Origin of the sequence: Thermomonas sp. XSG (assembly GCF_014678725.1) — a bacterium.
Classification (GTDB): domain Bacteria; phylum Pseudomonadota; class Gammaproteobacteria; order Xanthomonadales; family Xanthomonadaceae; genus Thermomonas.
The window spans coordinates 2,812,756-2,836,419 of record NZ_CP061497.1 but is presented as its reverse complement, the minus strand read 5'-3'; the positions used below and the strand labels follow the sequence as shown (position 1 = coordinate 2,836,419).

18 protein-coding genes and 1 pseudogene are annotated in these 23,664 nt (G+C 68.3%); 9 read left to right on the top strand and 10 right to left on the bottom strand.

Features of this window, described 5'->3' with window-relative positions:
- Positions 1-46: 46 nt before the first annotated feature.
- From ICG51_RS13260 to ICG51_RS13250, 3 genes are all read right to left on the bottom strand, one after another.
- Positions 47-700, bottom strand: a complete 654-nt coding sequence (locus ICG51_RS13260) for a response regulator transcription factor (protein WP_190280794.1) — start codon at positions 698-700, stop codon at positions 47-49.
- Positions 701-778: 78 nt separating this feature from the next.
- The gene (locus ICG51_RS13255) at positions 779-4,159 is read right to left on the bottom strand and encodes a PAS-domain containing protein (protein ID WP_190282493.1); all 3,381 of its coding nucleotides are present in this window, start codon (positions 4,157-4,159) and stop codon (positions 779-781) included.
- 132 nt (positions 4,160-4,291) lie between these two features.
- The gene (locus tag ICG51_RS13250; RefSeq protein WP_190280793.1) at positions 4,292-6,544 is read right to left on the bottom strand and encodes a TonB-dependent receptor; all 2,253 of its coding nucleotides are present in this window, start codon (positions 6,542-6,544) and stop codon (positions 4,292-4,294) included.
- A gap of 155 nt (positions 6,545-6,699) precedes the next feature.
- Here ICG51_RS13250 and ICG51_RS13245 point away from each other — a divergent pair, with 155 nt between their 5' ends.
- From ICG51_RS13245 to ICG51_RS13210, 8 genes and pseudogenes are all read left to right on the top strand, one after another.
- A complete protein-coding gene (locus tag ICG51_RS13245; protein WP_190280792.1) occupies positions 6,700-8,103 on the top strand; it encodes a GntP family permease in 1,404 nt (467 codons plus the stop codon).
- Positions 8,104-8,160: 57 nt separating this feature from the next.
- Complete coding sequence (locus ICG51_RS13240) at positions 8,161-9,459, top strand: hypothetical protein (protein WP_190280791.1); 1,299 nt, start codon at positions 8,161-8,163, stop codon at positions 9,457-9,459.
- A gap of 31 nt (positions 9,460-9,490) precedes the next feature.
- The gene (gene dinB / locus ICG51_RS13235) at positions 9,491-10,594 is read left to right on the top strand and encodes a DNA polymerase IV (protein ID WP_223809463.1); all 1,104 of its coding nucleotides are present in this window, start codon (positions 9,491-9,493) and stop codon (positions 10,592-10,594) included.
- Positions 10,595-10,739: 145 nt separating this feature from the next.
- Entirely contained in the window at positions 10,740-11,891 is a 1,152-nt protein-coding gene (locus tag ICG51_RS13230) for a GPI inositol-deacylase (RefSeq protein ID WP_223809462.1), read from the top strand.
- 33 nt (positions 11,892-11,924) lie between these two features.
- Complete coding sequence (locus tag ICG51_RS13225; RefSeq protein ID WP_190280789.1) at positions 11,925-13,205, top strand: MFS transporter; 1,281 nt, start codon at positions 11,925-11,927, stop codon at positions 13,203-13,205.
- A 23-nt stretch (positions 13,206-13,228) separates the two neighbouring features.
- Positions 13,229-13,711 carry a hypothetical protein gene (locus ICG51_RS13220; RefSeq protein WP_190280788.1) on the top strand — a complete coding sequence of 161 codons (483 nt, stop codon included), beginning with the start codon at positions 13,229-13,231 and terminating at the stop codon, positions 13,709-13,711.
- A gap of 88 nt (positions 13,712-13,799) precedes the next feature.
- Positions 13,800-15,992 (top strand): annotated as a pseudogene (locus tag ICG51_RS13215) (Tex family protein); the annotation flags it as partial.
- 137 nt (positions 15,993-16,129) lie between these two features.
- Positions 16,130-17,244 (top strand): IS3 family transposase gene (locus ICG51_RS13210; RefSeq protein WP_190280120.1). Its coding sequence is split into 2 segments (ribosomal slippage): positions 16,130-16,382 and positions 16,382-17,244, totalling 1,116 coding nucleotides; the frame shifts between segments, so codons are not numbered across the junction.
- Positions 17,245-17,372: 128 nt separating this feature from the next.
- Here ICG51_RS13210 and ICG51_RS13205 read toward each other — a convergent pair.
- Genes ICG51_RS13205 through ICG51_RS13185 form a run of 5 tightly spaced genes read right to left on the bottom strand, consistent with a single transcriptional unit; the run spans position 17,373 to position 21,916 of the window.
- On the bottom strand, positions 17,373-18,614 hold the full coding sequence (locus ICG51_RS13205) for a serine hydrolase domain-containing protein (RefSeq protein ID WP_190280787.1): 1,242 nt from the start codon (positions 18,612-18,614) through the stop codon (positions 17,373-17,375).
- Between the two features lie 10 nt (positions 18,615-18,624).
- Positions 18,625-19,227 carry a mechanosensitive ion channel domain-containing protein gene (locus ICG51_RS13200; RefSeq protein WP_028838177.1) on the bottom strand — a complete coding sequence of 201 codons (603 nt, stop codon included), beginning with the start codon at positions 19,225-19,227 and terminating at the stop codon, positions 18,625-18,627.
- Between the two features lie 54 nt (positions 19,228-19,281).
- The gene (locus ICG51_RS13195; RefSeq protein ID WP_190280786.1) at positions 19,282-19,947 is read right to left on the bottom strand and encodes an anaerobic ribonucleoside-triphosphate reductase activating protein; all 666 of its coding nucleotides are present in this window, start codon (positions 19,945-19,947) and stop codon (positions 19,282-19,284) included.
- On the bottom strand, positions 19,944-20,144 hold the full coding sequence (nrdD, locus tag ICG51_RS14415; RefSeq protein WP_028838178.1) for an anaerobic ribonucleoside-triphosphate reductase: 201 nt from the start codon (positions 20,142-20,144) through the stop codon (positions 19,944-19,946). The genes ICG51_RS13195 and nrdD overlap by 4 nt, the downstream gene beginning before the upstream one ends.
- On the bottom strand, positions 20,141-21,916 hold the full coding sequence (locus ICG51_RS13185; protein ID WP_190280785.1) for a ribonucleoside triphosphate reductase: 1,776 nt from the start codon (positions 21,914-21,916) through the stop codon (positions 20,141-20,143). The genes nrdD and ICG51_RS13185 overlap by 4 nt, the downstream gene beginning before the upstream one ends.
- A gap of 100 nt (positions 21,917-22,016) precedes the next feature.
- Between ICG51_RS13185 and ICG51_RS13180 the strand changes: the two genes are divergently transcribed.
- A complete protein-coding gene (locus ICG51_RS13180; RefSeq protein ID WP_138349054.1) occupies positions 22,017-22,202 on the top strand; it encodes an oxidoreductase-like domain-containing protein in 186 nt (61 codons plus the stop codon).
- Between the two features lie 54 nt (positions 22,203-22,256).
- On the opposite strand, the gene ICG51_RS13175 is transcribed toward ICG51_RS13180, so the two are convergent.
- A complete protein-coding gene (locus ICG51_RS13175) occupies positions 22,257-22,658 on the bottom strand; it encodes an acyl-CoA thioesterase (protein WP_138349053.1) in 402 nt (133 codons plus the stop codon).
- Entirely contained in the window at positions 22,648-23,646 is a 999-nt protein-coding gene (locus ICG51_RS13170) for a ribonucleotide-diphosphate reductase subunit beta (protein ID WP_190282491.1), read from the bottom strand. Before ICG51_RS13170 ends, ICG51_RS13175 begins: the two co-directional genes overlap by 11 nt.
- Positions 23,647-23,664 lie beyond the last annotated feature (18 nt).

Sequence of the window (23,664 nt, the reverse complement as noted above, 5' to 3'; positions counted from 1 at the left end):
ATCGGAATTCGAGCGCTGCCGCGGCGGCGCAGGCATCGCGCAGGACTCAGTGCACCGCCTGCGCAGGATCGACCAGGCCGTACTGGCCCACCAGCCGCGCCAGCGCGATGTTGTCGTGGATCCCCAGCTTCTCGAACAGCCGGGTCTTGTGGGTGTTGACGGTCTTGGCGCTCAGGCTGAGCTGGCGCGCGATGGCCTCCTGCCGCAGGCCCTGGTTCAGCAGCAGGGCGACCTCGAGTTCGCGCGGCGTCAGCGTATCGAACGGCGAGGCGGTTTCTCCGTGCAGGCCAGCCAGCGCCAGCCCCTGCGCGATCGAGCTGGCCAGGAATTTCCTGCCACGTGCCACGTCGCGCACCGCGCGCAACAGCTCGGACGCGTCGCTGGCCTTGCCGACGTAGCCGAACGCCCCCGCCTCCAGCAGCCGGCGTGGCATCGGCCCGTCTTCCAGCACCGACACGGCGATGACGCGCGTGCCGTAATCGCCACGGACGATGCGCTCGGTGAGTTCCAGCCCGCTGAGGCCAGGCAGGTGCAGGTCGCACAGCACCACGTCCGGCTTGAGCTTGCGGATCTGCGGCAGCGCGGATTCCGCGCTGTCGGCTTCCCCGACCACCTCGATGTCGCCCTCCGCGCCCAGGACCAGGCGGAAGCCGGCGCGCACCAGCGCGTGGTCGTCAACGATGAATACCCTGATCCCCATCCCGGCTCTCCCCAGTCCGAAGGGCACAAGGTAGCGCCCCACCCCGCCCCGGCCAAGCAGGATTTGCCCGAATGAACGTTAGGAAAAATCCGACCCGCGCGCCGCCAGCATCCGGTCAAGCACTGATTTGAGGGCCAGTGGGCGCAACGGCTTCATCAGCAGCGGCAAACCCGCTTCCTGTGCGGCGGTGCGTACCGCGCCGGTCTGGTCGGCGCTGAGGATCAGGCACGGCGAAGCCGGGAACGCCGCCACCAGGCGGCCATGCAGCGCCACGCCGTCATCGCCGCCGTCGAGGTGGTAATCGAAGATCCACAGGTCGATCGCCTCCTGCGCGAGCACCGCCGCCGCGGCATCGCCATCGGCTGCGGCCCGCACCTGGCAGCCCCAGCCGCGCAGCACTGCCGCCAGCGCCTCGCGCGCCGGGGCTTCGTTGTCCACCACCAGCACACGCAGTCCGACCAACCCGCGCGGCGCGGCGCGGTGCGGCTGCGCCGCCGGCGCGCGGGGCACGTCGATGGCGAAAACGCTGCCGCGACCGGGCGTGCTGCGCAGCGATACATCCGATCCCAGCAGTTGGGCGATACGGCGGGCAATCGCCAGACCCAGGCCCAATCCCTGCCCCGGCGCATCCTCGCCACGCCGGAACTCCTCGAAAATCGCTTCACGCTGGGCGGCATCGATGCCGGGCCCGGTGTCGTGGACTTCAATGCGCAGCTCGTTGCCGCACCGACGCACGCCCAGCAGCACCCGGCCGCTTGCGGTGTAGCGCAGCGCGTTGGCGAGGAAGTTCTGCAGCACCCGTCGCAGCAGCTGCGGATCGCTGCGCACCCAGACACGGGTGGGCACGAAGTCCAGGCGCAGGCCGCGCTGCCCGGCCAGCACGCGGAACTGGGCCACCAGCGGGTCCAGCACGTCGGCCAGCGGGAAGGCGCGCGGCTCCGGCACCAGCCCGCCCGCCTCCAGCCGCGACATGTCCAGCAGGGTGGTCAGCAGGTCGGTGGTGGAATCCAGCGCCGATCCGATATGCCGCGCCAGTTCGCGCTGCTCGGGTTCTCCGCGCTGTTGCAGGGTATCGGTAAACAGGTGCGCCGCGTGCAGCGGCTGCAGCAGGTCGTGGCCAATGGCCGCCAGAAACCGGCTCTTGGCGTCGTTGGCGTGCTCGGCCTCGCGCTTGGCGGTCTCCAGCAGCGCGGTGCGCTCGGCCACACGCTGCTCGAGTGTTTCGTTCACCCGCCTCAGCCCGGCCTCGGCCTGGCGGAAGGCGGTGACGTCGGTGAAGGTGGCGACGAAGCCGCCGCCCGGCATCGGATTGCCGCGGATCTCCACAATGATGTCTTCGCCGCTCCTGCCGCCACGGAACACGCGCTCCGACAGATGCGGGGTGCCGGCGCGCATATGCGCCAGACGGCGCTCCAGCGCGGCGACATCCTGCACAGGGTCGATGCCGGCGATTTCCCGTAGCGCCCAGCGTGCCGCCTCGGCGATCGGCATCCCCACCCGCAGCATCCCTTTCGGGTAGCCGAACAACTCCTCGTAACGGCGGTTCCAGGCCACCAGGTGCAGTTCGGCATCGACCACGCTGATGCCTTGGCTCATGTTCTCCAGCGCCGCTTCCAGCACCCGCTGGTTGAAGCGCAGGTCCTGCGAGGCCTCACCGACGATGGCGGCAATGGTGTCGAGGTCGGCGCCGCGACGGTCGGCATCGTCCACCGGATCGCGGCGCGCCGCGTCCAGCAGCAGGCGCGCGGAAGCGCTGCCCAGCACCGCGGCCAACTCGTGTTCAAGCTTCAATTCGATCCGCGCAGGCACCGGCCCGGTGGCGGGTGCATGCCGCAGCAGTTCATCCACGCGTGCCGACGGCAGGAAGCGTCGCCCCGCGTTGCGCAGGCTGGCCAGGTCGGCACTCCCCGCCTGACGATGGCGGGGCGCACCGCGCAGCGCGGCCACCAGCACCGTAGTGGCTGCACCGACGAACAGGCTCACGCCCACCGCGCGCCCCAGCCTGCTCCAGCCGGTCAGACCGAACAGCGCGTCCGGCGCTAGCCACGACAGCCCGAAGGGCCCGTCCCGCAACCAGGCCGGGTCGCCGCCGGCGGTGGCCAGCAGCATCGGAACAAGCATTACCCACGACCACGCCACGAAGCCGGCCAGCACGCCGGCCGAAGCGGCAACGGCGGGCGTGTGCGGCCGCCAGACCGCGAACACCAGCGCCGGCACCAGCGTGGCCAGCGCGGAGAACGATACAGCGCCGACATCCGCCAGCGCCTCGTTGCCGCTGACCAGCCGGCTGTAAGCCCAGCCCAGCAGCATCAGTGCCACGATGCCGGTGCGCCGCAGCAGCAGCAGGTCGCCGCGATGGTCGCCATGGCCGTCGCCCCCCGCGCGTGCCCAGGCGCCGCGCAGCAGGCCAGGCGCGAACCAGTGGTTGCCGATCATCAGGCTCAGCGTCAGCGTGCTGACGATCACCATGCCGGTGGCGGCACTGAGCCCGCCCAGGAATACCAGCAGCGCCAGCGCGGCATTGCCCTGCGCAAGCGGCAGCGCCAGCGCGTACATGTCGGTGGGCACCGCATCGCCGAGCAGCGCCGCGCCGTAGCGGGCCAGTGCCAGCGTGGGCAGTGCGATCAGCAGCAGGTACAGCGGGAACTGCCAGCGCGCGGTGCGCACGTCGGCCTCGTCGCGACACTCCACCACCCCGACGTGGAACTGGTGCGGCATCACGAACATCGCCAGCGCGCCCAGGATCACCAGCGGCATGAAGCCGCCGGCCGTGCGCACCGGCGAAGGCGCAGCGGGCATTTCCGGCATGCCGTGCAGGCCCAGCCAGACGAAACCGCCCAGCGCCAGCATCGCCACCAGCTTGAACAGCGATTCGAACGCCAGCGCCAGCACCAGCCCGCGGTTGTGCCCGGCCGCATCGACCCGGCGGGTGCCGAACAGGATCGCGAACAGCGCCATCGCCAAGGCCACGTACAGCGCACCGTCGTGCCACAGCGGCGCATCTGCGCTGGTGGCAAGCCCGCCGGTGACCGTGGCCAGGCTCATGGTGATCGCCTGCAGCTGCAGCGCGATGTAGGGAATCAGGCCGAGCACCGCAACCAGGGTCACCACCGCCGCCAGCCAGGGATCCTTGCCCAGCCGGGTGGCGATGAGGTCGGCCAGCGAGGTGGCGTTGCTTTCACGCGCCAGCCGCACCAGCCGCATCATGAACGCCATCGCCAGCGCATAGAACAGGATCGCGCCGACGAAGGTGGGCGGCAGCGGCCAGCCGTAGCGCGCCGCCTGGGTGACGGTGCCGTAGAAGGTCCACGAGGTGCAGTGGACCGCCAGCGACAGCGCATAGACGTGTCGCCAGTGCCTTTCGAAGACGCCGGGATGCCGCTCCGCGACAAGCCCGGTGCCGAACAGGAGGCCCAGCCACAGCAGGGCCGCGGCCACGACCGCGGCGACGCTCAGCATCGCGCCGCCTTCAGGCATGCCGTGGACAGCGGGGTCGTGGCGGGGCGCAGGTCATTGGTCAGCATCGCGGGCGAGAATAACGCGACGGCGGGCCGAAGCCCGCCGCCGCGCCGTTTCCACCCGGGGATTGGATCAGAAGTCGTACTTCACGGTCAGGCTGTACTGGCGCGGCGGACCGTAGAAACCGGTGTGCACGCCCAGTGCGGAATACAGGTTGTAACCAGTGGTGAGATATTCCTCATCGGCCAGGTTGCTGCCCTGCAGGGATACCGTCCAGGCATCGTTGTACTTCCAGATGAGGCCGGCACCGATCAGGCCGTACCCATCCTGGGTGATCGGCTGCACGGTCGCCTTGGTCACCGGGTCATAGACCACTTCCGTGGTTGCCACGACGCGGCTCTGGTAGCTGTAACCCACCCGCGCGGACAGGCTGCCGGCGCTACCCAGGTCCATGCGGTACTCGGCGTTCAGCGCACCCGAGAAGTCCGGTGCATTGGTGAACTCCTGCTGCTTGGCGATGTTGACGTTCTTGAACATGTAGGTGTCGAACTTCGCGTCCAGCCAGGCCAGATTGCCGGTGATCGTGAAGCTGTCGGTGGCCAGCCACTGGTACTCGACTTCAAGGCCGTCAACGGTGCCCTCACCTGCGTTGGTGAAGTCACCGAAGAACGCCTTGGTGTTCTGCGGCGTGGTGTATTCGGTGAAGATGGAGAGCTGGATGTCCTTGTACTTGTTGTGGAACGCCGACAGGTTCAGGAACAGCCGCTGGTCCAGCAGGCCCATCTTGGTGCCGACCTCGTAGCTGTCCACCTGCTCGTCCTGGAACGGATCGGCGGAACGCGGCACCGCGGTGGCCTGCGCGCGGATGTTGTAGCCACCGGACTTGAACCCGCGGGAGGCCACGCCATACACCATGATGTCCGGCGTCACCTGGTAATCCAGCGAAATCTTCGGCGACAGGTTCTTGAAATTGATGGTCTTGTCGAAGGCCGCAGCCACCACGCCGCTGGGCTTGGTGAAAGTGCCGTCGGTATAGCCGATGTTCTTGACCACCGCGTGCTTGTCCTCGGAGGTCCAGCGCATGCCCAGGTCCACGCTGAATCTATCGCTGACGTCGAACGTCCAGTCCGCGTAGGCGGCGACGCTCTCGGTATAGACCGTACCCTGGGTGTCGCCGAAGCTGAGGTTGAAGAAGTTGTTCAGCACCTGCCCGCCGGCTTCGCCATCGAAGCTGTAGACGCCGAACACGCCGCGCATACGGCCGCCGGCGTCATAGTTGGCCTGGACCTCGTGGGTGACCTGCTCGTCGCTGTAGAACGCCTTGACGTCGGCGATCTTGTCCTGGGTGGTGTCGAAGTCGATGTTGGTCTCGGTATCCGACTCGCGCTTGGCCAAGACGTACTTGAACGTCCAGTCTTCGTTCATGCGGAAGTTCGCGGTGACCGAGGCGCCACTGAGGGTGGTGTCATTGACGTTCGGCATGCCGTTTCGCACGTCGTAGCGGCTCGCCATCGGCGCCTTCGGGCCGGTGCCGCCGTACAGCGGGATCGAGTTGAACGGGTTGGGAGCCAGCATCTTCGCGCCGCGCACGCCGGAGGTGTCGTCGACATGGTCGAATGCGAACTGCAGGTCGAACTTGTCGGTGACGTATGCGCCCAGGTTGGCGCGGTACGCGCGGATCTTCTTGTCGCTCACCTGGGCGCCGGTGATGACGTTTTCGCCGAAGCCGTCGCGATGCAGGTCGGCCACGGAAATGCGGCCGCGCAGGTATTCGCTGCCGCCGAAACCACCGCCCACCGCTGCCTTGATGTCGCGCTGGCCGTAATTGCCCACCGTCACCGAGCCGTAGCCGTTGAAGTCGGAGCGCAGCCCCTTGGAGACGTACTTGATCGCGCCGCCGATGGTGTTCTTGCCGTACAGCGTGCCCTGCGGGCCGCGCAGGACTTCGATGCGCTCGACATCGAACACGTCCAGCAGCGCGCCCTGCGGGCGGGCAATGTAGACATCGTCCATGTAGATGCCGACGCCCGGGTCCACGCCCCACAACGGATCGGACTGGCCAACACCGCGGATGTAGGCAGTGAGCGTGCTGCTGGAACCGCGTGCAGCGTAGATGGTGAGGTTCGGCACCTGCGCGTCAAGATCGGACAGGTCCTCCACGTTGAGCTTGTCCAATGCGGCCGCGGTGAACGCGGTGACCGCCACCGGCACTTCCTGCAGGGTCTCCTCGCGCTTGCGCGCGGTGACCTTGACGCTTTCCAGCGTCGTGGTCTTCTGGCCGTCCTGCTTGGCCGCAGAGGCGTCCTGGGCCAGCGCAGGCGCGCCCACCAGCAGCGACACGGCCAGCGCGCCGTGGATCGCCATGCTCAATTGCTTGCGTTTCATCACTCCCCCTCCGGGTGCTGCGGGCGGCACGATTACCACCAATGCCCGGCAAGGTAAGCGGCAACGCTTCGCTGCGGCATTGGACGTTCGGACAATGGGCCGGCCCGGCCGCTGCCACGACACTCGCAGCCCTGAATCCGCCGCCGGGGATGGGCATGTCGTTTCTGATCGTGTTGGCCGCGCTGTGCTTCCTGATGCTGGTGGCCTACCGCGGCTACAGCGTGATCCTGTTCGCGCCGGTGGCGGCGCTGGGCGCGGTGCTGCTGACCGACCCGTCGCTGGTCGCGCCGATGTTCACCGGCCTGTTCATGGACAAGATGGTCGGTTTCCTCAAGCTGTACTTCCCGGTGTTCCTTCTGGGCGCGGTGTTCGGCAAGGTGATCGAACTGTCGGGCTTCTCCAAGGCCATCGTGCAGGCCACCATCCGGGTGGTCGGCGCGCAGCGGGCGATGCTGTCCATCGTGCTGGTCTGCGCGCTGCTGACCTACGGCGGGGTATCGCTGTTCGTGGTGGTATTCGCGGTGTACCCGTTCGCCGCCGAGCTGTTCCGCCAGAGCAACATCCCCAAGCGGCTGATCCCCGGCACGATCGCACTGGGCGCGTTCACCTTCACCATGGACGCGCTGCCAGGCACGCCGCAGATCCAGAACATCATCCCCACCACCTTCTTCGGCACCGATACCTGGGCGGCGCCGGTGCTGGGCACGCTGGGCGGCGTCTTCATCCTGCTCGTGGGCCTGTCCTACCTCGACTGGCGGCGGCGCGTGGCCGCGCGCAACGGCGAGGGTTACGGCGATGCGGCCACGCTGGTCAACGAACCGGCCGCGTTCGCCGGCGGCAAGCTGGCCAACCCGCTGATCGCCATCCTGCCGCTGTTGGTGGTGGGGGTAGCCAACAAACTGCTGACGCTGTGGATCCCCGGCCATTACGGTGACAGCGCCAGCTTCGTGCCGGCGGTGATCGGCAATCCCGCGCCGGTGGTGCAGGAAGTCTCCAAGCTCGCGGCGATCTGGGCGGTGGAGGGCGCGCTGCTTGCGGGCATCGCCTGCGTGCTGCTGTTCGCGTGGAAGCCGGTCAAGGCCAGTTTTTCCGAGGGCAGCAAGTCGGCGATTTCCGGTGCGCTGCTGGCCGGCATGAACACCGCCTCCGAATACGGCTTCGGCGCGGTGATCGCCGCCCTGCCCGGCTTCCTTGTGGTCGCCAATGCGCTGGGGTCGATCCCGAACCCGCTGGTCAACGAAGCGGTGACGGTCACCGCGCTGGCCGGCATCACCGGCAGCGCCTCCGGCGGCATGAGCATCGCGCTGGCGGCGATGGCCGACACCTTCATCGCCAACGCCAACGCCGCCGGCATCCCGATGGACGTGCTGCACCGGGTCGCGGCGATGGCCTCCGGCGGCATGGACACGCTGCCGCACAACGGCGCGGTGATCACCCTGCTGGCGGTGACCGGGCTGACCCACCGGCAGGCTTACAAGGACATCTTCGCGATCACCTGCATCAAGACGATGGCGGTGTTCGTGGTGATCGGCCTATTCTACGGCGTCGGGCTGGTCTGACCGAGCGGGTCCGACCGGGCTTGCCAGCACCGCGCGCCGCCCGCACCATCGGCGGCCATGAGCGAACCCATCGAAGCCACGCACCACCTGTCCCGCCGCACCACGCCCACCTGGGAAGTCGAACTGCTGATCTCCGGCGTGGCGGTGTTCGCCATGCTGCAGCTGCCGGGGTGGCTGGATGACCGGATGTTCGCGCTGGAGCCTCGGCTGGACGAGGACTGGCGGATTGTGCTGGCGCTCTCCTACTTCTACGCCAAGAGTGCAGCCGTGGTGCTGGCGGCCACCTTCGCCATGCACTTGATGCTGCGCGCGCAGTGGATCGCGCTGGTCGGCGTGCACTCGGTGTATCCACAGGGCATCCGGCTGGACCGGCTGCGCATGGGACCGATCCAGCGCAGTATCGAAACCGAGCGCCAAGGCACGACCGAGGCGGCGATCGAGCGCGCCGACAACCGCTCCAGCGTCGCCTTCGCCATCGGCGTCAGCGTGGCGCTGATTATTGCTTCCGTCTGCGTCATCTTCTGCTGCATGCTGGTTCTGGCGACGTTATCCACCCAGACCTTGGGTTTGCAGGTGAAGCCGATCTGGCTGTTTTTCGGCGCCTTCGCGGCCTTCATGACTCCGTTCATGGTCGCCGCCGGCCTCGACCAGCATCTGCACAACCGGTTCCCTCCGGACACCCCGGGCCATCGCCTCATCGCCGGCGTGCTCCGGTTTTACACTCGCATGGGCATGAGCCGAAGCAACAACCGGATCATCGCCATCCTCGGCAGCAACGGCGGCGAACGCCGGATGATGGCGACGGTCGTCGGAGTGATGCTGGCGTCGATCATCGGCGTTTGCGCGAGCTTCCTGGCGATGCGGAGCGATAGCGCGATCGGCAACTATTCCGGTTTTCCAGACGCCGATCCACTGGCCGTCAGCCCGGCGCACTACGACGACCAGCGGGATCCCGCCCGGGACAGCGTGCGGCCCTATGTGCAGTCGGCCGTGATCATCGGGCCCTATCTGAAGCTGGTCGTGCCGTATCAGCCCCGTCGTGACGAGGCCGCCATGCGCAATCAGTGCGGCGAGCAAATCCGTAAGCTGGACGGCGAGGCGCTGGCGAAAGCCCAACTGGCCTGCCTGCAGGACATGCACCCGGTGACGCTGGACGGCAGGACACTCACCGACCTGCGCTACGAAATCGCCAGCGATCCGCGCACCGACCGCCCCGCACTGCTGGCGATGATCGACGTGCGCGAGCTGCCGCGCGGCCGGCACGAACTGCGCGTCGCCCGTCCGCCACGCGCCGACCGCAAGCCGGACAAGGACCATCCCGACCCGGGCTTCGATGCGATTCCGTTCTGGCGCTGAGCTGGCACGGCCAACGCTCTAAAATCGGCGGGTGAGCGAAACCCCGCAGCGCAAGATCATCCACGTCGACATGGACGCGTTCTACGCGTCGGTGGAGCAGCGCGACGATCCATCGCTGCGTGGCCTGCCGGTGGTGGTGGCATGGAAAGGGGCCCGCTCGGTGGTCTGCGCCGCCAGCTACGAGGCGCGCCGGTTCGGGGTGCGCTCGGCGATGCCGGCGCTGCGCGCCGAGCGGCTGTGCCCGCAGGCCGTGTTCGTGCCGCCGGACTTCACCCGCTACAAGGCGGTGTCGAAACAGGTGCGCGGGATCTTCGAGCGCTACACGGACCGGATCGAACCGCTGTCGCTGGACGAAGCCTATCTCGACGTCACCGCCCCCAAGCGCGACCTCGGCAGCGCCACCGCCATCGCCAGCGAAATCCGCGATGCGATCCGCGGGGAGACCAGCCTCACCGCCTCGGCCGGCATCGCGCCCAACAAGTTCCTGGCCAAGATCGCCAGTGACTGGAACAAGCCGGACGGGCAGTTCGTGCTCAAGCCGGCGATGGTGGAGGCGTTCCTCGCACCGCTGGCGGTGGGACGCCTGCCGGGGGTCGGCAGGGTGATGGAAGCAAAACTGGCCGAACTGGGCGTGGCCACCTGTTCGGACCTGCGCGCGCTTGGCGCGGAGGCGCTGGAGGCGCGCTTCGGCCGCTGGGGCCGCCGCCTGCATGAACTATCGCAGGGGCTGGACCAGCGCGAGGTGCAGACCGGCCGCCCCACCCTGCAGATTTCGAGCGAGGACACCTTCGCCAGCGATCTGCTGCTGGACGAGCTGGAGCCGCATATCCGCCGGCTGGCCACCAGCACCTGGGCCGGTTACCTGCGCGAACGCGCGCAACACCCGGACCGCATCGCCCGCACCGTGGTGCTGAAACTGAAGACCGCCGACTTCCGCACCCTCACCCGCAGCCTGACCGGCGCGGAGCCGCCGACCAGCGAGGACGCGCTGGCACGCACCGCCTGCGCGCTGCGCGCGCGCGTCGACCTGCCGGCCGGCACGCGCTACCGGCTGGCCGGGGTGGGACTGTCGGGCTTCGCCGAACCCGACGGCAGTGCGGCGCAGGACGACCTGTTCCTCGGCCCGCATTCGTAGTCGCTCCTCACCCGGCTCCAGCGAACCCGCCTGTCCGTTCCGGCGGCCGGGTTGGAACTTTCACTCAGCTTGCCAGCGCTAGGGTGGAATGATGGGTACTGCCAAGCACATCGCCGGTTCCACGAGATTCCCGCCGCCACAGGGGATGGAAGACCTGCGAGGCATCGCCCAGTTGCTGGTGCAGGCCGTGACCGCGACCACCGACCTGGCCGAGAATGTGCACGCGAACGTGCTTGGCCTGCCCGCACGCCTGCTCGGGGCGGAGCCGACCACGCGCACACGCGGCATTGCGGGGTTTGCTTACAGCGCCGTCCGCGGCGGCGCGTCGCTGCTGGGCAGCGCGGTGGACGGCGTGCTGGCACCGCTGGCGGATCGTTGGCCGCAGGGCGCAGGATCGGCGCGCCGGGATGCACTGCTGGCCGCGCTCAATGGCGTCCTCGGCGACCAGCTCGCCACGACCGGCAATCCGTTGGCGCTGGCCGCATCCCTGCGCCATGCCGGCCAAGCGTTGCCGATCGGCGAACCCCAGTGGCCCAGCGCCCTGTCGTCGCCCTCGCCACGCCTGCTGGTGCAGGTCCACGGCCTGTGCATGAACGACCGGCAGTGGCGCCGCAACGGCCACGACCATGGCGAGCAGCTGGCCAAGGCGCTTGGCTACACCGCCATCCACCTGCACTACAACAGCGGGCTGTCGATCGCCAGCAACGGGCGCGCGTTCTCGGCGCTGCTGCAGCAGCTGCTGGAAGGCTGGCCGTTGCCGCTCGAGCGATTCGCCATCCTCGGCCACAGCATGGGCGGGCTGGTCACGCGGGCCGCGATGCACGAGGCCACGCAGCGCGCGCAGCCCTGGGTCCGGCAGCTGGACCAGGTGGTCTTCCTCGGCACGCCCCACCACGGCGCGCCGCTGGAGCGCGCCGGCCACCTGTTGCAACAGACGTTGGGGCTCACGCCGTGGACCGCGCCGTTCGTGCGGCTCGGTGATCTTCGCTGCGCCGGCATCCGCGATCTGCGGCATGGCGCCATCAGCGACGCTCCCGCGCCTCCTCGCGCGGCAATTCCGCTGCCCGCCGGGGTTCGCGCCTATGCCGTGGCGGGCTCGCGGTCGAGCACCCGGGGCGGACGCGCGCTGCGCGGCGACGGGCTGGTCCCGGTTTCCAGTGCCCTGGGCGAGCATCGCGATCCACGCCGGCGCCTGGCGATTGCACCCAGCCGCCAGCGGGTGGTGGAGGGTACGGGACATCTGGACCTGCTCGACAGCCAGGAGGTCTACCGCCACCTGCGGCGCTGGCTGGCGTAGCACGCAACGACGCCCATGCCCTAGGCTTGCGCGATGACCGCAAGTGACGCCCCGGCCCCCGGCCTGTCCCGCCAACAGCTCAAGACCCTCGCGCTGGCCTCGCTGGGCGGTGCGCTGGAGTTCTACGACTTCGTGGTGTTCGTGTTCTTCGCCACCACCATGGGTGCCCTGTTCTTCCCGGTCGACATGCCGCAGTGGCTGAAGCTGGTGCAGGCCTTCGGCATCTTCGCCGCCGGCTATCTGGCGCGGCCGCTGGGCGGCGTGCTGATGGCGCATTTCGGCGACCTGTCCGGGCGCAAGCGGATGTTCATGCTGAGCATCCTGCTGATGGCGGTACCCACCCTGCTGATGGGCCTGCTGCCGACCTATGCGCAGATCGGCATGGCTGCGCCGCTGCTGTTGTTGCTGCTGCGGATCCTGCAGGGCGCGGCGATCGGCGGCGAGGCACCGGGTGCGTGGGTGTTCGTCAGCGAGCACGTGTCCGCGCGCCATCGCAACCTCGCCTGCGGCTCGCTGTCGCTGGGCCTGCTGGCCGGCATCCTGCTGGGCTCGCTGGTCGCGCGCGCGGTCAACGCCGCGTTCGACGAGGCGCAGTTGATGGCCTGGGGCTGGCGCATCCCGTTCGTGGCCGGCGGCGTGTTCGGCCTGCTGGCCATGGTCCTGCGCCGGCAGTTGCACGAAACCCCGGTGTTTGCCGAGCTGCAGCAGCGACGCGCCCTGTCGGCGGAGACGCCGCTGAAGGCGGTGGTGCGCGACCACGCCGGCGCGGTCGCGCTGGGCATGCTGCTGACCTGGCTGCTGACCGCCGCGGTGGTGGTGACCATCCTGATGATGCCCACCTTCCTGCAGGGCATGGGCGTGAGCCGCGACGCCGCGCTGGCGGGCAACGCGCTGGCGGTGCTGGCGGCGATGGCGGCCAACCTGCTTGCCGGCGCGCTGGCGGACCGCTACGGCGCCGGCCGCGTGCTGGCGCTGTGGAGCCTGCTGCTGGGCGTCGCGTTCTGGTGGTTCTACCGCGAGGCGCAGGCCGGCGCCTATTCGCAGTGGCACTACGCCGTCGCCGGCAGCGCAGTGGGCCTGACAGCGATGATCCCGGCGATCGCGCTGGGCGGCTTTCCCGCGCCGGTACGCTTCTCCGGGCTGTCTTTCTCCTACAACCTGGCCTACGCCATCGCCGGCGGGCTGACGCCGGTGCTGCTGAGCCTAGCGATGAAAGGCAACCCGGCCGCGCCGATACACTACATCGTCGGGATGGCGGGGCTGGGCGTGGCGTTGGGCGTGTTCGTGGAGTGGCGCGCGCGGCGCAGCGCATAGCGCGACCGGCAGCGATGCCCCCAATGAGACGTCAGCTCACCCTGTTCCTGCCACCGCCTCAGCGCGCGATCATCGAACCGATCCGGCAGCGCCTCGATCCGCGCCAACACGCCATCATCCCCGCGCACGTGACACTGTGCCGCGACGACGAACTGGCCGATTGGCCGGCACTTGAACGACGCCTTTCGAGCCTGGAGGCGTTCTCCCTCACCCTGCGATTCGGCGCGCCGCAGGCGCTGCCCGATGGCTGCATCCTGCTGCGCCCGACGCAAGGCGTGGAGCAATACCAGGCTCTCCGCCGATCCTTGCTGGGGCCGGCGGCACCGATCCACGGCGCGCACCTCACTCTGCTGCATCCGCGCCATGCGACCGGCACCCCGCCCGATGTGGCGGAGCTCGCAACCGTGCTTGCCGACCTCGTGGTGACGTTCAGCTCCATCGCGCTGATCGAACAACGCGGATTGGCTCCATGGCAGCTGCTGCGCGAGTACCCACCCGCCACCTGACGGCCCCGGCCAATCCTCCGCTGTCAAGAGTGACTCGAGCGGCCGACACCGCGAAAATGCAGGGCTCCACATGCATGAATCGGTTTCGATGACCCAGCTTTCCCCCGCCCTCGCCCGCAGCCTTGCGCAGAAAATCGCCGCCACCATCGCCGAGGAAATCGGCGCGCAGACCGCCCAGGTACAGGCGGCGGTGGGACTGCTGGACGAAGGTGCGACCGTGCCCTTCATCGCGCGCTACCGCAAGGAAGTGACCGGTGGGCTGGACGATACCCAGCTGCGCAACCTGGAAACCCGGCTGACCTACCTGCGCGAGATGGAAGACCGCCGCGCGGCGATCCTGTCCAGCATCGCCGAACAGGGCAAACTGACCGACGAGCTGCGCGCCGACATCGAAGCTGCCGACAGCAAGTCGCGCCTCGAGGACCTCTACCTGCCGTACAAGCAGAAGCGCCGCACCCGCGCGCAGATCGCCCGCGAAGCCGGGCTGGAGCCGCTGGCCGATGGCCTGCTGGCCGACCCGACGCTGGTGCCGGAGGAGTTCGCCGCCGGCTTCGTCGATGCCGACAAGGGCGTGGCCGATGCCAAGGCCGCGCTGGAAGGTGCGCGCGCGATCCTGATCGAACGCTGGGGCGAGGATGCCGGGCTGCTGGGCGAACTGCGCGAGTGGCTGGCGCGCGAAGGCCTGATCCGGTCGAGGGTGGTGGAAGGCAAGGAAGCCGCGGGCGAGAAATTCCGTGACTACTTCGACCATGCGGAATCCCTGGCGAAGATCCCCTCGCACCGCATGCTGGCGCTGCTTCGCGGGCGTCGCGAGGAATTCCTGCAGCTGGACCTCGACCCCGGCGCGGATGCCGAGGCGGGCCACCAGTACGCCGAGGGGCGCATCGCCCTGCACGCCGGCATCGACGCGCGCGGTCGCGCCGCAGACACCTGGCTGCGCAACGCGGTGCGGTTGGCGTGGCGCGCCAAGATCCACATGCACCTGCTGCTGGACCTGTTCAACCAGGCGCGCGAGAAGGCCGAGGGCGAGGCCATCGCCGTGTTCGGCGACAACCTCAAGGATCTGCTGCTGTCCGCGCCCGCCGGCCCGAAAGCGGTGCTGGGCCTCGACCCCGGCCTGCGCACCGGCGTAAAGGTGGCGGTGGTGGATGCCACCGGCAAGCTGGTCGCCACCGACACCATCTACCCGCATGAACCGCGTCGCCAATGGGACCAATCGCTGACAACGCTGAAGAAGCTCTGCCTCGCCCACGGCGTGCAGCTGATCGCCATCGGCAACGGCACCGCATCGCGTGAGACCGACAAGCTGGCCGGCGACCTGCTCAAGCTGGTGCCGGAGCTGAAGGCGCAGAAGATCGTGGTGAGCGAAGCCGGCGCATCGGTGTACTCGGCCTCGGAACTGGCGGCGAAGGAGTTCCCGAACCTGGACGTGTCGCTGCGCGGCGCGGTTTCCATCGCCCGTCGCCTGCAGGACCCGCTGGCCGAGCTGGTGAAAATCGAACCCAAGGCGATTGGCGTCGGCCAGTACCAGCACGACGTCGACCAGTACCGCCTCGCGCGCGCACTGGATGCGCGGGTGGAGGACTGCGTGAACGCCGTCGGCGTCGACGTGAACACCGCCTCCGGCGCGCTGCTGGCGCGGGTGTCCGGGCTGTCGGCCACGGTGGCGGAAAACATCGTGGCGCATCGCGATGCCAACGGCGCGTTCAAGTCGCGCAAGGCGCTGCTGAAGGTGGCGCGACTGGGCGAGAAGACCTTCGAGCAGTGCGCCGGCTTCCTGCGCATCATGGACGGCGAACAGCCGCTGGATGCCTCATCGGTGCATCCGGAAGCCTATCCGGTGGTGGAACGCATCCTGGCCGCCGGCGGCAAGCAGGTGAAGCAGATCATCGGCGATGCGTCCTTCCTGCGTTCGCTCAAGCCGTCGCAATTCACCGACGAGCGCTTCGGCGAACCCACCGTGCGCGACATCCTGAAGGAGCTGGAGAAACCCGGCCGCGACCCGCGTCCGGAGTTCAAGGCAGCGCAGTTCGCCGACGGCGTGGAGGACATCAAGGACCTGCGCCCCGGCATGGTGCTGGAGGGCGTGGTCAGCAACGTCGCCGCGTTCGGCGCATTCGTGGACATCGGCGTGCACCAGGACGGATTGGTGCACATCTCCGCGCTGTCCGACCGCTACGTGAAGGATCCGCGCGAAGTGGTGAAGGCCGGCGACATCGTCAAGGTCAAGGTGCTGGAGGTCGACGTCGCGCGCAAGCGCATCGCGCTGACCCGGCGCATGGACGACCCCGTGGGCGAGGCCCGCACCGATGCACGTCGCGACGAGCGTCCTGCCCGTCGCGATGGCGGCGTAACCTCCCCCTGAAGGTGGACACCTGAGAAGTAGAGCTTTCTGGCATCTTTCCGTCAGGAGGTTCCATGAAGAAGTCGAAGTTCAGCGAGACCCAGATCGTCGCCATCCTCAAGCAGGGCGACATCGGCGTTCCGATCAAGGATCTGTGTCGACAGGCCGGGATCAGCACCGCCACCTACTACCAATGGAAGTCGAAGTACGGCGGCATGGAGGCGTCGGACCTGAGGCGGGTCAAGGATCTGGAAGCCGAGAACGCCAAGCTCAAGCGGATGTACGCAGAGCAGGCACTGGACATTGCCGCGATGAAGGAGTTGATCGCAAAAAAACTGTAGGGCCGGCGCAGAAGCGCGAGGCGGTGCGGTTCCTGGTGGAGACGCAGGGCCGCCCGCTCCGCCGGTCCTGCGACTGTGTCGGCCTGTCGCGCTCGGCCTGGTATGCGCCGCCGTTGGACTGGACGGTGCGGGATGCCGAACTGATTGCCGCACTGGCGAAGCTGGTGGAGGAACGCCCCAGTCGTGGGTTCGGGAAGTGCTGCCAGCGCTTGGCGAAGAGCCATCCGCACTGGAACGACAAGCGGATCTACCGGGTGTACTGCGCCATGAAGCTCAACTTGCGCCGTGCCGCCAGCCGTCGCCTGCCCAAGCGCGAGTGCGTACCGCTGTACGTGCCCGAGCACCCCGACATCGTGTGGTCCGCCGACTTCATGCTCGATGCGCTGGCCTGTGGCCGCAGCTTCCGCACCTTCAACATCATCGACGACTTCAATCGGGAGATCGTGCATATCGAAGTCGACACCTCGATCACTTCGCAGCGGTTGGTGCGGATCTTCGAGCAGATCCGCCAGGAACGGCCGCTCCCGCAGGTGCTGCGTACCGACAACGGACCGGAGTTCCTGGGGGAAGCCTTCACCGCATGGGCCAAGGCCAACGGCATGGCGATCCAGTACATCCAGCCCGGCAAACCCAACCAGAACGCCTACATCGAGCGCTTCAACCGCACCTACCGCGAGGATGTGCTCGACCGCTACCTGTTCGCCCGACTGGACGATGTCCGCGAAGCCACGTGGCGCTTCCTCATCGACTACAACGAGCACCGGGAGCACGACGCACTCAACGGCATGACGCCCATCGAGTACCGCAACCAACCCGCCAGACGTTCTACTTTTGAAATGTCCGCTTGACGGGGGAGGTTACGGCGGTGCCGCGCGTGGCCCGCACCCTGCCGCACCGGCACAGCAGAAGGCGCCCTTCAACAGTGCAATGGCCGATGCCCTGAAGGGCCTCAAGCGCGGCTGATCGCCGCACAAGGTCAGAGGTCGAACGCCAGCAGGTCCAATCCGGTCGCCGCGCGCACCACGCGGCGATACAGCACGTTGCCGTTGGCGGCATTGGTCATCGCCACCAGCGCGCGGCGCCGGCGCGCATCGCCCAGCGCGAAGGTCTTGAAGATGCCGCCGTTGCTGCCGGAGTGGTAGAACACCGGCCCACGCGCGGTGGCTTCGAGATTCCAGCCCAGGCCCTTCTCGGTCCAGCGGCCGGGCACGTCGATCTGCCGCCGCAGCATCGCCTCGCGGGTGGTGGGCTTCAGCTCCCATGGCTGCGGATCCGAGTGCACCATCAGCGCCATGAACCGAGCGTAGTCCTGCACGGTGCAGCGCAGGCTGGCCGCCGCATTGGCCAGGATGTCGCTGGGCCAGCTCACCAGCCCCGGCCGCGCGACGGCCTGCGCTTCCGGCATCGCGCGCTCCGCGTCGGCATAGCGCCACGCGGACAGCGGCTTGCCGATGCGCTCGGCCACCGGCATCGCTGCCTCCCAGGCATCGCGCAGCATCTGCGGCGGGACCGCGATCCCGCCATCGTCCGCCAGTCGATGGCCATAGACCGACCGCGCGGCAAGACCGGCATCCCAGGCGTAGCTGCTGCCATGCATGCCGGCGGGGTCGAACAGCAGGCGGCGCATGGTCTCGTCCAGGCTTTCGCCGGTCAGCCGCTCCACCGCCAGCTGCAGCCAGACGAAAGCCTCGCCGGAGTAATCGATGCGCATGCCGGGCGCAACCGCAGGTTCGAGCGGCTCGTTGGCCGGGTCCTTGCGCCAGTCCGGCAGGCCGGTGGAATGGCGCAGCACGTCGCGCACGGTGATCTGCGCCAACCACGGCGATTTGCCCAGATACGCCGGCCTGGCGTAACCCATCAGCGGCGCGTCCAGTGCCAGCACGCCGCGGTCCACCAGTTGCAGCACCGCGTAGGCGAACATCGGCTTGCTCAGCGAGGCCGCCTCCCACACCGTGTCATCACCCACCGGCATGCCGCGTCCGGCATGCGCCAGGCCGAAGCCGCGCGACCATGCCAGCCCGCCGTCCTCGACCACCGCGATGGCGATGCCCGGCACGCCCAGTGCCTGCATCTGCCGCGGCAGCTCGCGCAGGAAATCGTCGGCAGGGATCCAGTCCGCATCCGCGTCGATGGTGGGCGCGGCGCGCAGGCCCAATGGCCCCAGCACCGACAGCGCCAGGCCGGAACCCAGCAGGCGGCGGCGCGAGATCGCGGGCATGGTCGGGTTCCTAGGGTTTGTCATCGCAGCGGCGCGCACCGCCGTCGGCCGCGCGCGGCGGCGGCGGCTCGCCGCTCCAGCGCCGCACCGCACGCTGGAAAAACTGGCTGTTGGGCACCCGCAGCTGGCTTTCGAAACCGTCGGCATGGCGCTCCAGCAGGGTCACGTAGACCAGGTTGATGTCGATCACTTGCCCGCCCAGGCCCGGCTTCTCGCCGTTGTCCAGCACTTCGATGTGGTCGAACAGGCGGAACGGGCGGGTCACCAGAATCAGGAACGAACAGAAAATGTTGGTGAGCACGCTCCAGGCGGCGAAGAACGCCACCGCCGCCACCGCGGCGAAGCCGGTGAACGCGCCCCACAGCACCCCGGCGGACACGCCGAAGCGCTCCAGCACCATCAGCAGCGCCGCCATCCCGATCAGGAACGTGGCCACCCGACGCGCGCCCATCACCACCATCGGCGGCAGCTCGTAACGCGCGGCCAGGCGTGCGATCAGCCGCCGCACCAGCCAGCGCAATGCCCACGCCGCCAGCAGGATCGCCAGCACCTGCAGCGCCACCACGACGTATTCGATCCTGGACTGCATCCAGGCGGACAGGGATTCCTCCATGTCGCCATGTTACCCGCGCGCCAGCCCGTCCCGGCGCTGCTGGGAACGCGGGATTCAGCCGCGACGGAAACAGAAGCGCTCGAACCCCGCACCCAGCCGCTGCAGGTCCAGCGTGGCTTCCGCCACCAGCCCGCGCCCTTCCTCGCGGCATTCCTGCAGCGCCCAGTGACGCACGCCGCGCGCGAACAGGTCTTCCGCCAAGCCATACAGCGCCGGCAGCGGGAACAGCCCCGGATGCCAGGTGGTCCGGCATTCGTAAGCCACGCCGCTGGCCAGCACCGCCTCCAGCGCCTCGCCCACCGGACGCGCGCTGTCGCGGCGGCCGGTCACCGCGTCGTAATGCGCGTCGGGCGCCTTGATGTCCAGCCCGATCCAGTCCAGCTGCGGCAGCAGCTGGCGCAGGCGTGCCGGATACATGCCGCTGGTATGCAGGCCGACCTGGTAGCACATCGCCTTCACCTGCGCGATGGCGTCGGGCAGCGCGGCCTGTGAGGTCGGCTCGCCGCCGGAGAACACCACCGCGTCGAGCAGGCCGACGCGGCGGTGCAGGAACGCTTCGGCCTGCGCCCAGGCAACCCCGCCCTGCCCACGCGCCGGCAGCAGTTCGGGGTTGTGGCAGTAGCCGCAGCGCCAGGGACAGCCTTGCAGGTACAACACCGCCGCCAGCCGACCGGGGAAGTCGATGCTGGTCAGCGGCGTCATCCCGCCGACGCGGATCATGCGGCGGCGGCGGCCAGCGTGGCGCGCGGGCGTTCGCTGAAGAAGCAGCGCTCGGCGTGCTCGCCCTGCTTGCCGATGTTGAAGCTGGACACCGGGCGGTGGTAACCCATCACCCGGGTCCACACTTCGCAGCGCTGGCGGTCTTCGTTGCGCAGCGAAGCGGCGGCGGATATTGCGGAATTGGCGATGTTGTTCATGCGGAAATCTCCTCGTGGAACGTGACGTCGGTAATGGTCGGCGCGGCGGCCGCCTGCAGTTCCGCCAGCAGCCGCTCGTCGCAGCGCGGGCAGAATTCGTGCTCGCCCGCCAGGTAGCCGTGCTCCGGGCAGATCGAGAAAGTTGGCGTGATCGTGATGTAGGGCAGGCGGAAGCGGCTCAGCGCGCGCCGCACCAGGTCGCGGCAGGCATCGCCGCTGGACAGGCGTTCGCCCATGTACAGGTGCAGCACGGTGCCGCCGGTGTAGCGCGACTGCAGCGCTTCCTGCCGCTCCAGCGCTTCGAACGGGTCGTCGGTGAAGCCCACCGGCAGCTGCGAGGAATTGGTGTAGTAAGGACGGTCGCGGCTGCCCGCCTGCAGGATGTCCGGCCAGCGGCGGCGGTCCTCCTTGGCGAAGCGGTAGGTGGTGCCTTCGGCCGGCGTGGCTTCGAGGTTGTAGAGCTGGCCGGTGGCTTCCTGGAACTCCACCATCCGCGCACGAACGTGGTCGAGCAGGCGCAGGGCGAATGCATGGCCCCACTCGCTGGTCAGGTCGTGCGCATCGGAGGTGAAGTTGCGGACCATCTCGTTGATGCCGTTCACCCCCAGCGTCGAGAAATGGTTGCGCAGGGTGCCGAGGTAGCGCTTGGTGTACGGGTACAGGCCGTCGTCGATCAGCTGCTGGATGGTGGTGCGCTTGATCTCCAGGCTGCGCCGGCCCAGCTCCAGCAGCTCGTCCAGCCGAGCGAACAGCCCGGCCTCATCGCCGCGGTGCAGGTAGCCCAGCCGCGCGCAGTTGACCGTCACCACGCCCAGGCTGCCGGTCTGCTCGGCGCTGCCGAACAGGCCGTTGCCGCGCTTGAGCAGCTCGCGCAGATCGAGCTGCAGGCGGCAGCACATCGAGCGGATCATCCCCGGGTCCAGCTCGGAATTGATGAAGTTCTGGAAGTACGGCAGGCCGTATTTCGCGGTCATGTCGAACAACAGCCGCGCGTTTTCCGAATCCCACGGGAAGTCGGCGGTGATGTTGTAGGTGGGGATCGGGAAGGTGAACACCCGGCCGCGCGCGTCGCCCGCGCTCATCACCTCGATGTAGGCGCGGTTGATCAGGTCCATCTCGGCCTGCAGTTCGCCGTAGGTGAACGGCATCTCCTCGCCGCCGATGAACGGGGTCTGGTGGCGCAGGTCGGCGGGACAGATCCAGTCGAAGGTGAGGTTGGTGAACGGCGTCTGCGTGCCCCAGCGCGAGGGCACGTTGAGGTTGAAGATCAGCTCCTGGATGCACTGGCGCACGTCGTCGTAGGACAGCGCGTCCTTGCGCACGAACGGCGCCATGTAGGTGTCGAACGAGGAGAACGCCTGCGCGCCCGCCCATTCGTTCTGCAGGGTGCCGAGGAAGTTGACGATCTGCCCGACCGCCGACGACAGATGCCTGGGCGGGCCGGCCTCGACCTTGTTGGGCACGCCGTTGAAGCCTTCGTACAGCAGCGTGCGCAGCGACCAGCCAGCGCAGTAGCCGGAGAGCATGTCGAGGTCGTGGATGTGCAGGTCGGCCTCGCGATGGGCGCGGCCGATCTCCGGCGGATAGATCTTCTCCAGCCAGTAATTGGCGGTCACCTTGCCGGCGACGTTGAGGATCAGCCCGCCCAGCGAATAGCCCTGGTTGGCGTTGGCATTGACCCGCCAGTCCGCGCGGGTCAGGTATTCCTCGACCGAGCTGACCGGATCGACCAGGCTGCGCCCGGCCATGGCTGTGGGACTGCTTGGTTGCATCGTCCTCTCCTTGAACTTGCGACAAATTGATTTGCGGAAAGCACCGGCCAGCGCCGCCGGCTCATTTCCGCCTCATGCACGGGCATGGATAATTGCGGCCATGCCGATTCCCCTGCCCCGCCTCGATCCCGATCCGCGCCCGCAGCCGCCGGAAGCGCCGCTGCCCAGCGACTGCTGCGACAGCGGTTGCGATCCCTGCGTCAACGACACCTACGCCGAAGCACTGGCGCATTACCGGCAGACGCTGGCGGCGTGGCTGGCCCGCCATCCCGACGCCCACCCATAGGCCCGCCGCGGCGGCGCGCTGCTTCCCGCGCGATCTGGCGCTCGCGGCGCGCTGCTACGGCGGGTGCTCGGACAGTGCCGGGATCCCGGTCGGCCGCCCGCGCCCATCCAGCGCGATCATGGTGAAGCGCCCGCGCGTGCACAGCTCGCGTTCGCCGCCCAGCAGGTCTTCGGCGATCAGTTCCACCTCCACCTGCATCGAACTGCGGCCGACCTCGACGATCCGCGCCAGCACTTCCACCAGCTGGCCCTGGCGGATCGGCAGGCGGAAATCCACCTGCTCCGAACGCGCCGTCACCACCGTCCTGCGCGCGTAGCGCGAAGCGGCGATGAACGCGGCCTTGTCCATCCACGCCAGCGCCTGCCCGCCGAACAGCGTGCCCAGGTGGTTGGCATGGTCGGGGAAGACGATCTCCTGCAGCTTCGCCTCGAGCGGACGCACCGGCTCAGAAGGCATGGTCGAACTCCACCTCGCCCTGCACCCCGACCTGGTAGGCGGACACCCGGCGTTCGAAGAAGTTGGTCAGTTCCTGCACATCCTGCAGCTCCATGAACGGCAGCGGGTTGCGCACGTGGTACTGCCTGGCCATGCCGAGCTTGGCGAAATGCTGGTCGGCGCAGTGCTGCAGGTACTGGCGCATGTCGCGGATCGAAATGCCGGCCACGCCGCCGGACAGCACGTCCTCGGCAAACTGCACCTCGCATTCGATGGCCTCGGCGAGCATGTCGCGCACCTGCCGCTCCATCTCATCGTCGAACAGGTCCGGCTCCTCGGCGCGGATGGTGCGCACGCATTCAAAGGCGAAGTCCATGTGGCAGCTTTCGTCGCGGAACACCCAGTTGGTGCCGGACGACAGCCCCGGCAGCAGCCCGCGCGAGCGGAAGTAGTAGACGTAGGCGAAGGCAGCGAAGAAGAACAGGCCCTCGATGCAGGCGGCGAAGCAGATCTGGTTGAGCAGGAACTGGCGGCGCTGCGCGCGAGTTTCGATGCGCCGCAGGTCTTGCAGTGAATCGATCCACTTGAAGCAAAACTCGGCCTTCTTCCTGATGGCCGGGATGTTCTCCACCGCCGCGAACGCCTTGAAGCGCTCTTCCGGATCGGGCAGGTAGTTGTCCAGCAACGTCAGGTAGAACTGCACATGCAGCGCCTCCTCGTACAGCTGGCGCGACAGGTACATGCGCGCTTCCGGCGCATTGAGGTGCTGGTACAGGTTCAGCACCAGGTTGTTGGAGACGATGGAATCGCCGGTGGCGAAGAACGCCACCAGCCGATGGATCAGGTGGCGGTCGGCCGGCGACATCTTTGCGTGCAGGTCGGCGATGTCGATCTGGAAGTTGATCTCGTCCACCGTCCAGCTGTTGCGGATGGCGTTGCGGTACATCTCGTAGAAGCCCGGATAGCGCATCGGGCGGAGGGTCAGCTCGAAACCGGGGTCGAGCAGCATCTGGCGGGATTGGGGGGC

What these genes read in the sequence shown, in the direction of transcription:
- ICG51_RS13260 (WP_190280794.1), bottom strand. Translation starts at nt 700, where the DNA reads ATGGGGATCAGGGTATTCATCGTTGACGACCACGCGCTGGTGCGCGCC.
- ICG51_RS13255 (WP_190282493.1), bottom strand. Translation starts at nt 4,159, where the DNA reads ATGCTGAGCGTCGCCGCGGTCGTGGCCGCGGCCCTGCTGTGGCTGGGC.
- ICG51_RS13250 (WP_190280793.1), bottom strand. Translation starts at nt 6,544, where the DNA reads ATGAAACGCAAGCAATTGAGCATGGCGATCCACGGCGCGCTGGCCGTG.
- ICG51_RS13245 (WP_190280792.1), top strand. Translation starts at nt 6,700, where the DNA reads ATGTCGTTTCTGATCGTGTTGGCCGCGCTGTGCTTCCTGATGCTGGTG.
- ICG51_RS13240 (WP_190280791.1), top strand. Translation starts at nt 8,161, where the DNA reads ATGAGCGAACCCATCGAAGCCACGCACCACCTGTCCCGCCGCACCACG.
- ICG51_RS13230 (WP_223809462.1), top strand. Translation starts at nt 10,740, where the DNA reads ATGGAAGACCTGCGAGGCATCGCCCAGTTGCTGGTGCAGGCCGTGACC.
- ICG51_RS13225 (WP_190280789.1), top strand. Translation starts at nt 11,925, where the DNA reads ATGACCGCAAGTGACGCCCCGGCCCCCGGCCTGTCCCGCCAACAGCTC.
- ICG51_RS13220 (WP_190280788.1), top strand. Translation starts at nt 13,229, where the DNA reads ATGAGACGTCAGCTCACCCTGTTCCTGCCACCGCCTCAGCGCGCGATC.
- ICG51_RS13205 (WP_190280787.1), bottom strand. Translation starts at nt 18,614, where the DNA reads ATGCCCGCGATCTCGCGCCGCCGCCTGCTGGGTTCCGGCCTGGCGCTG.
- ICG51_RS13200 (WP_028838177.1), bottom strand. Translation starts at nt 19,227, where the DNA reads ATGGAGGAATCCCTGTCCGCCTGGATGCAGTCCAGGATCGAATACGTC.
- ICG51_RS13195 (WP_190280786.1), bottom strand. Translation starts at nt 19,947, where the DNA reads ATGATCCGCGTCGGCGGGATGACGCCGCTGACCAGCATCGACTTCCCC.
- nrdD (WP_028838178.1), bottom strand. Translation starts at nt 20,144, where the DNA reads ATGAACAACATCGCCAATTCCGCAATATCCGCCGCCGCTTCGCTGCGC.
- ICG51_RS13185 (WP_190280785.1), bottom strand. Translation starts at nt 21,916, where the DNA reads ATGCAACCAAGCAGTCCCACAGCCATGGCCGGGCGCAGCCTGGTCGAT.
- ICG51_RS13180 (WP_138349054.1), top strand. Translation starts at nt 22,017, where the DNA reads ATGCCGATTCCCCTGCCCCGCCTCGATCCCGATCCGCGCCCGCAGCCG.
- ICG51_RS13175 (WP_138349053.1), bottom strand. Translation starts at nt 22,658, where the DNA reads ATGCCTTCTGAGCCGGTGCGTCCGCTCGAGGCGAAGCTGCAGGAGATC.
- ICG51_RS13170 (WP_190282491.1), bottom strand. Translation starts at nt 23,646, where the DNA reads ATGCTGCTCGACCCCGGTTTCGAGCTGACCCTCCGCCCGATGCGCTAT.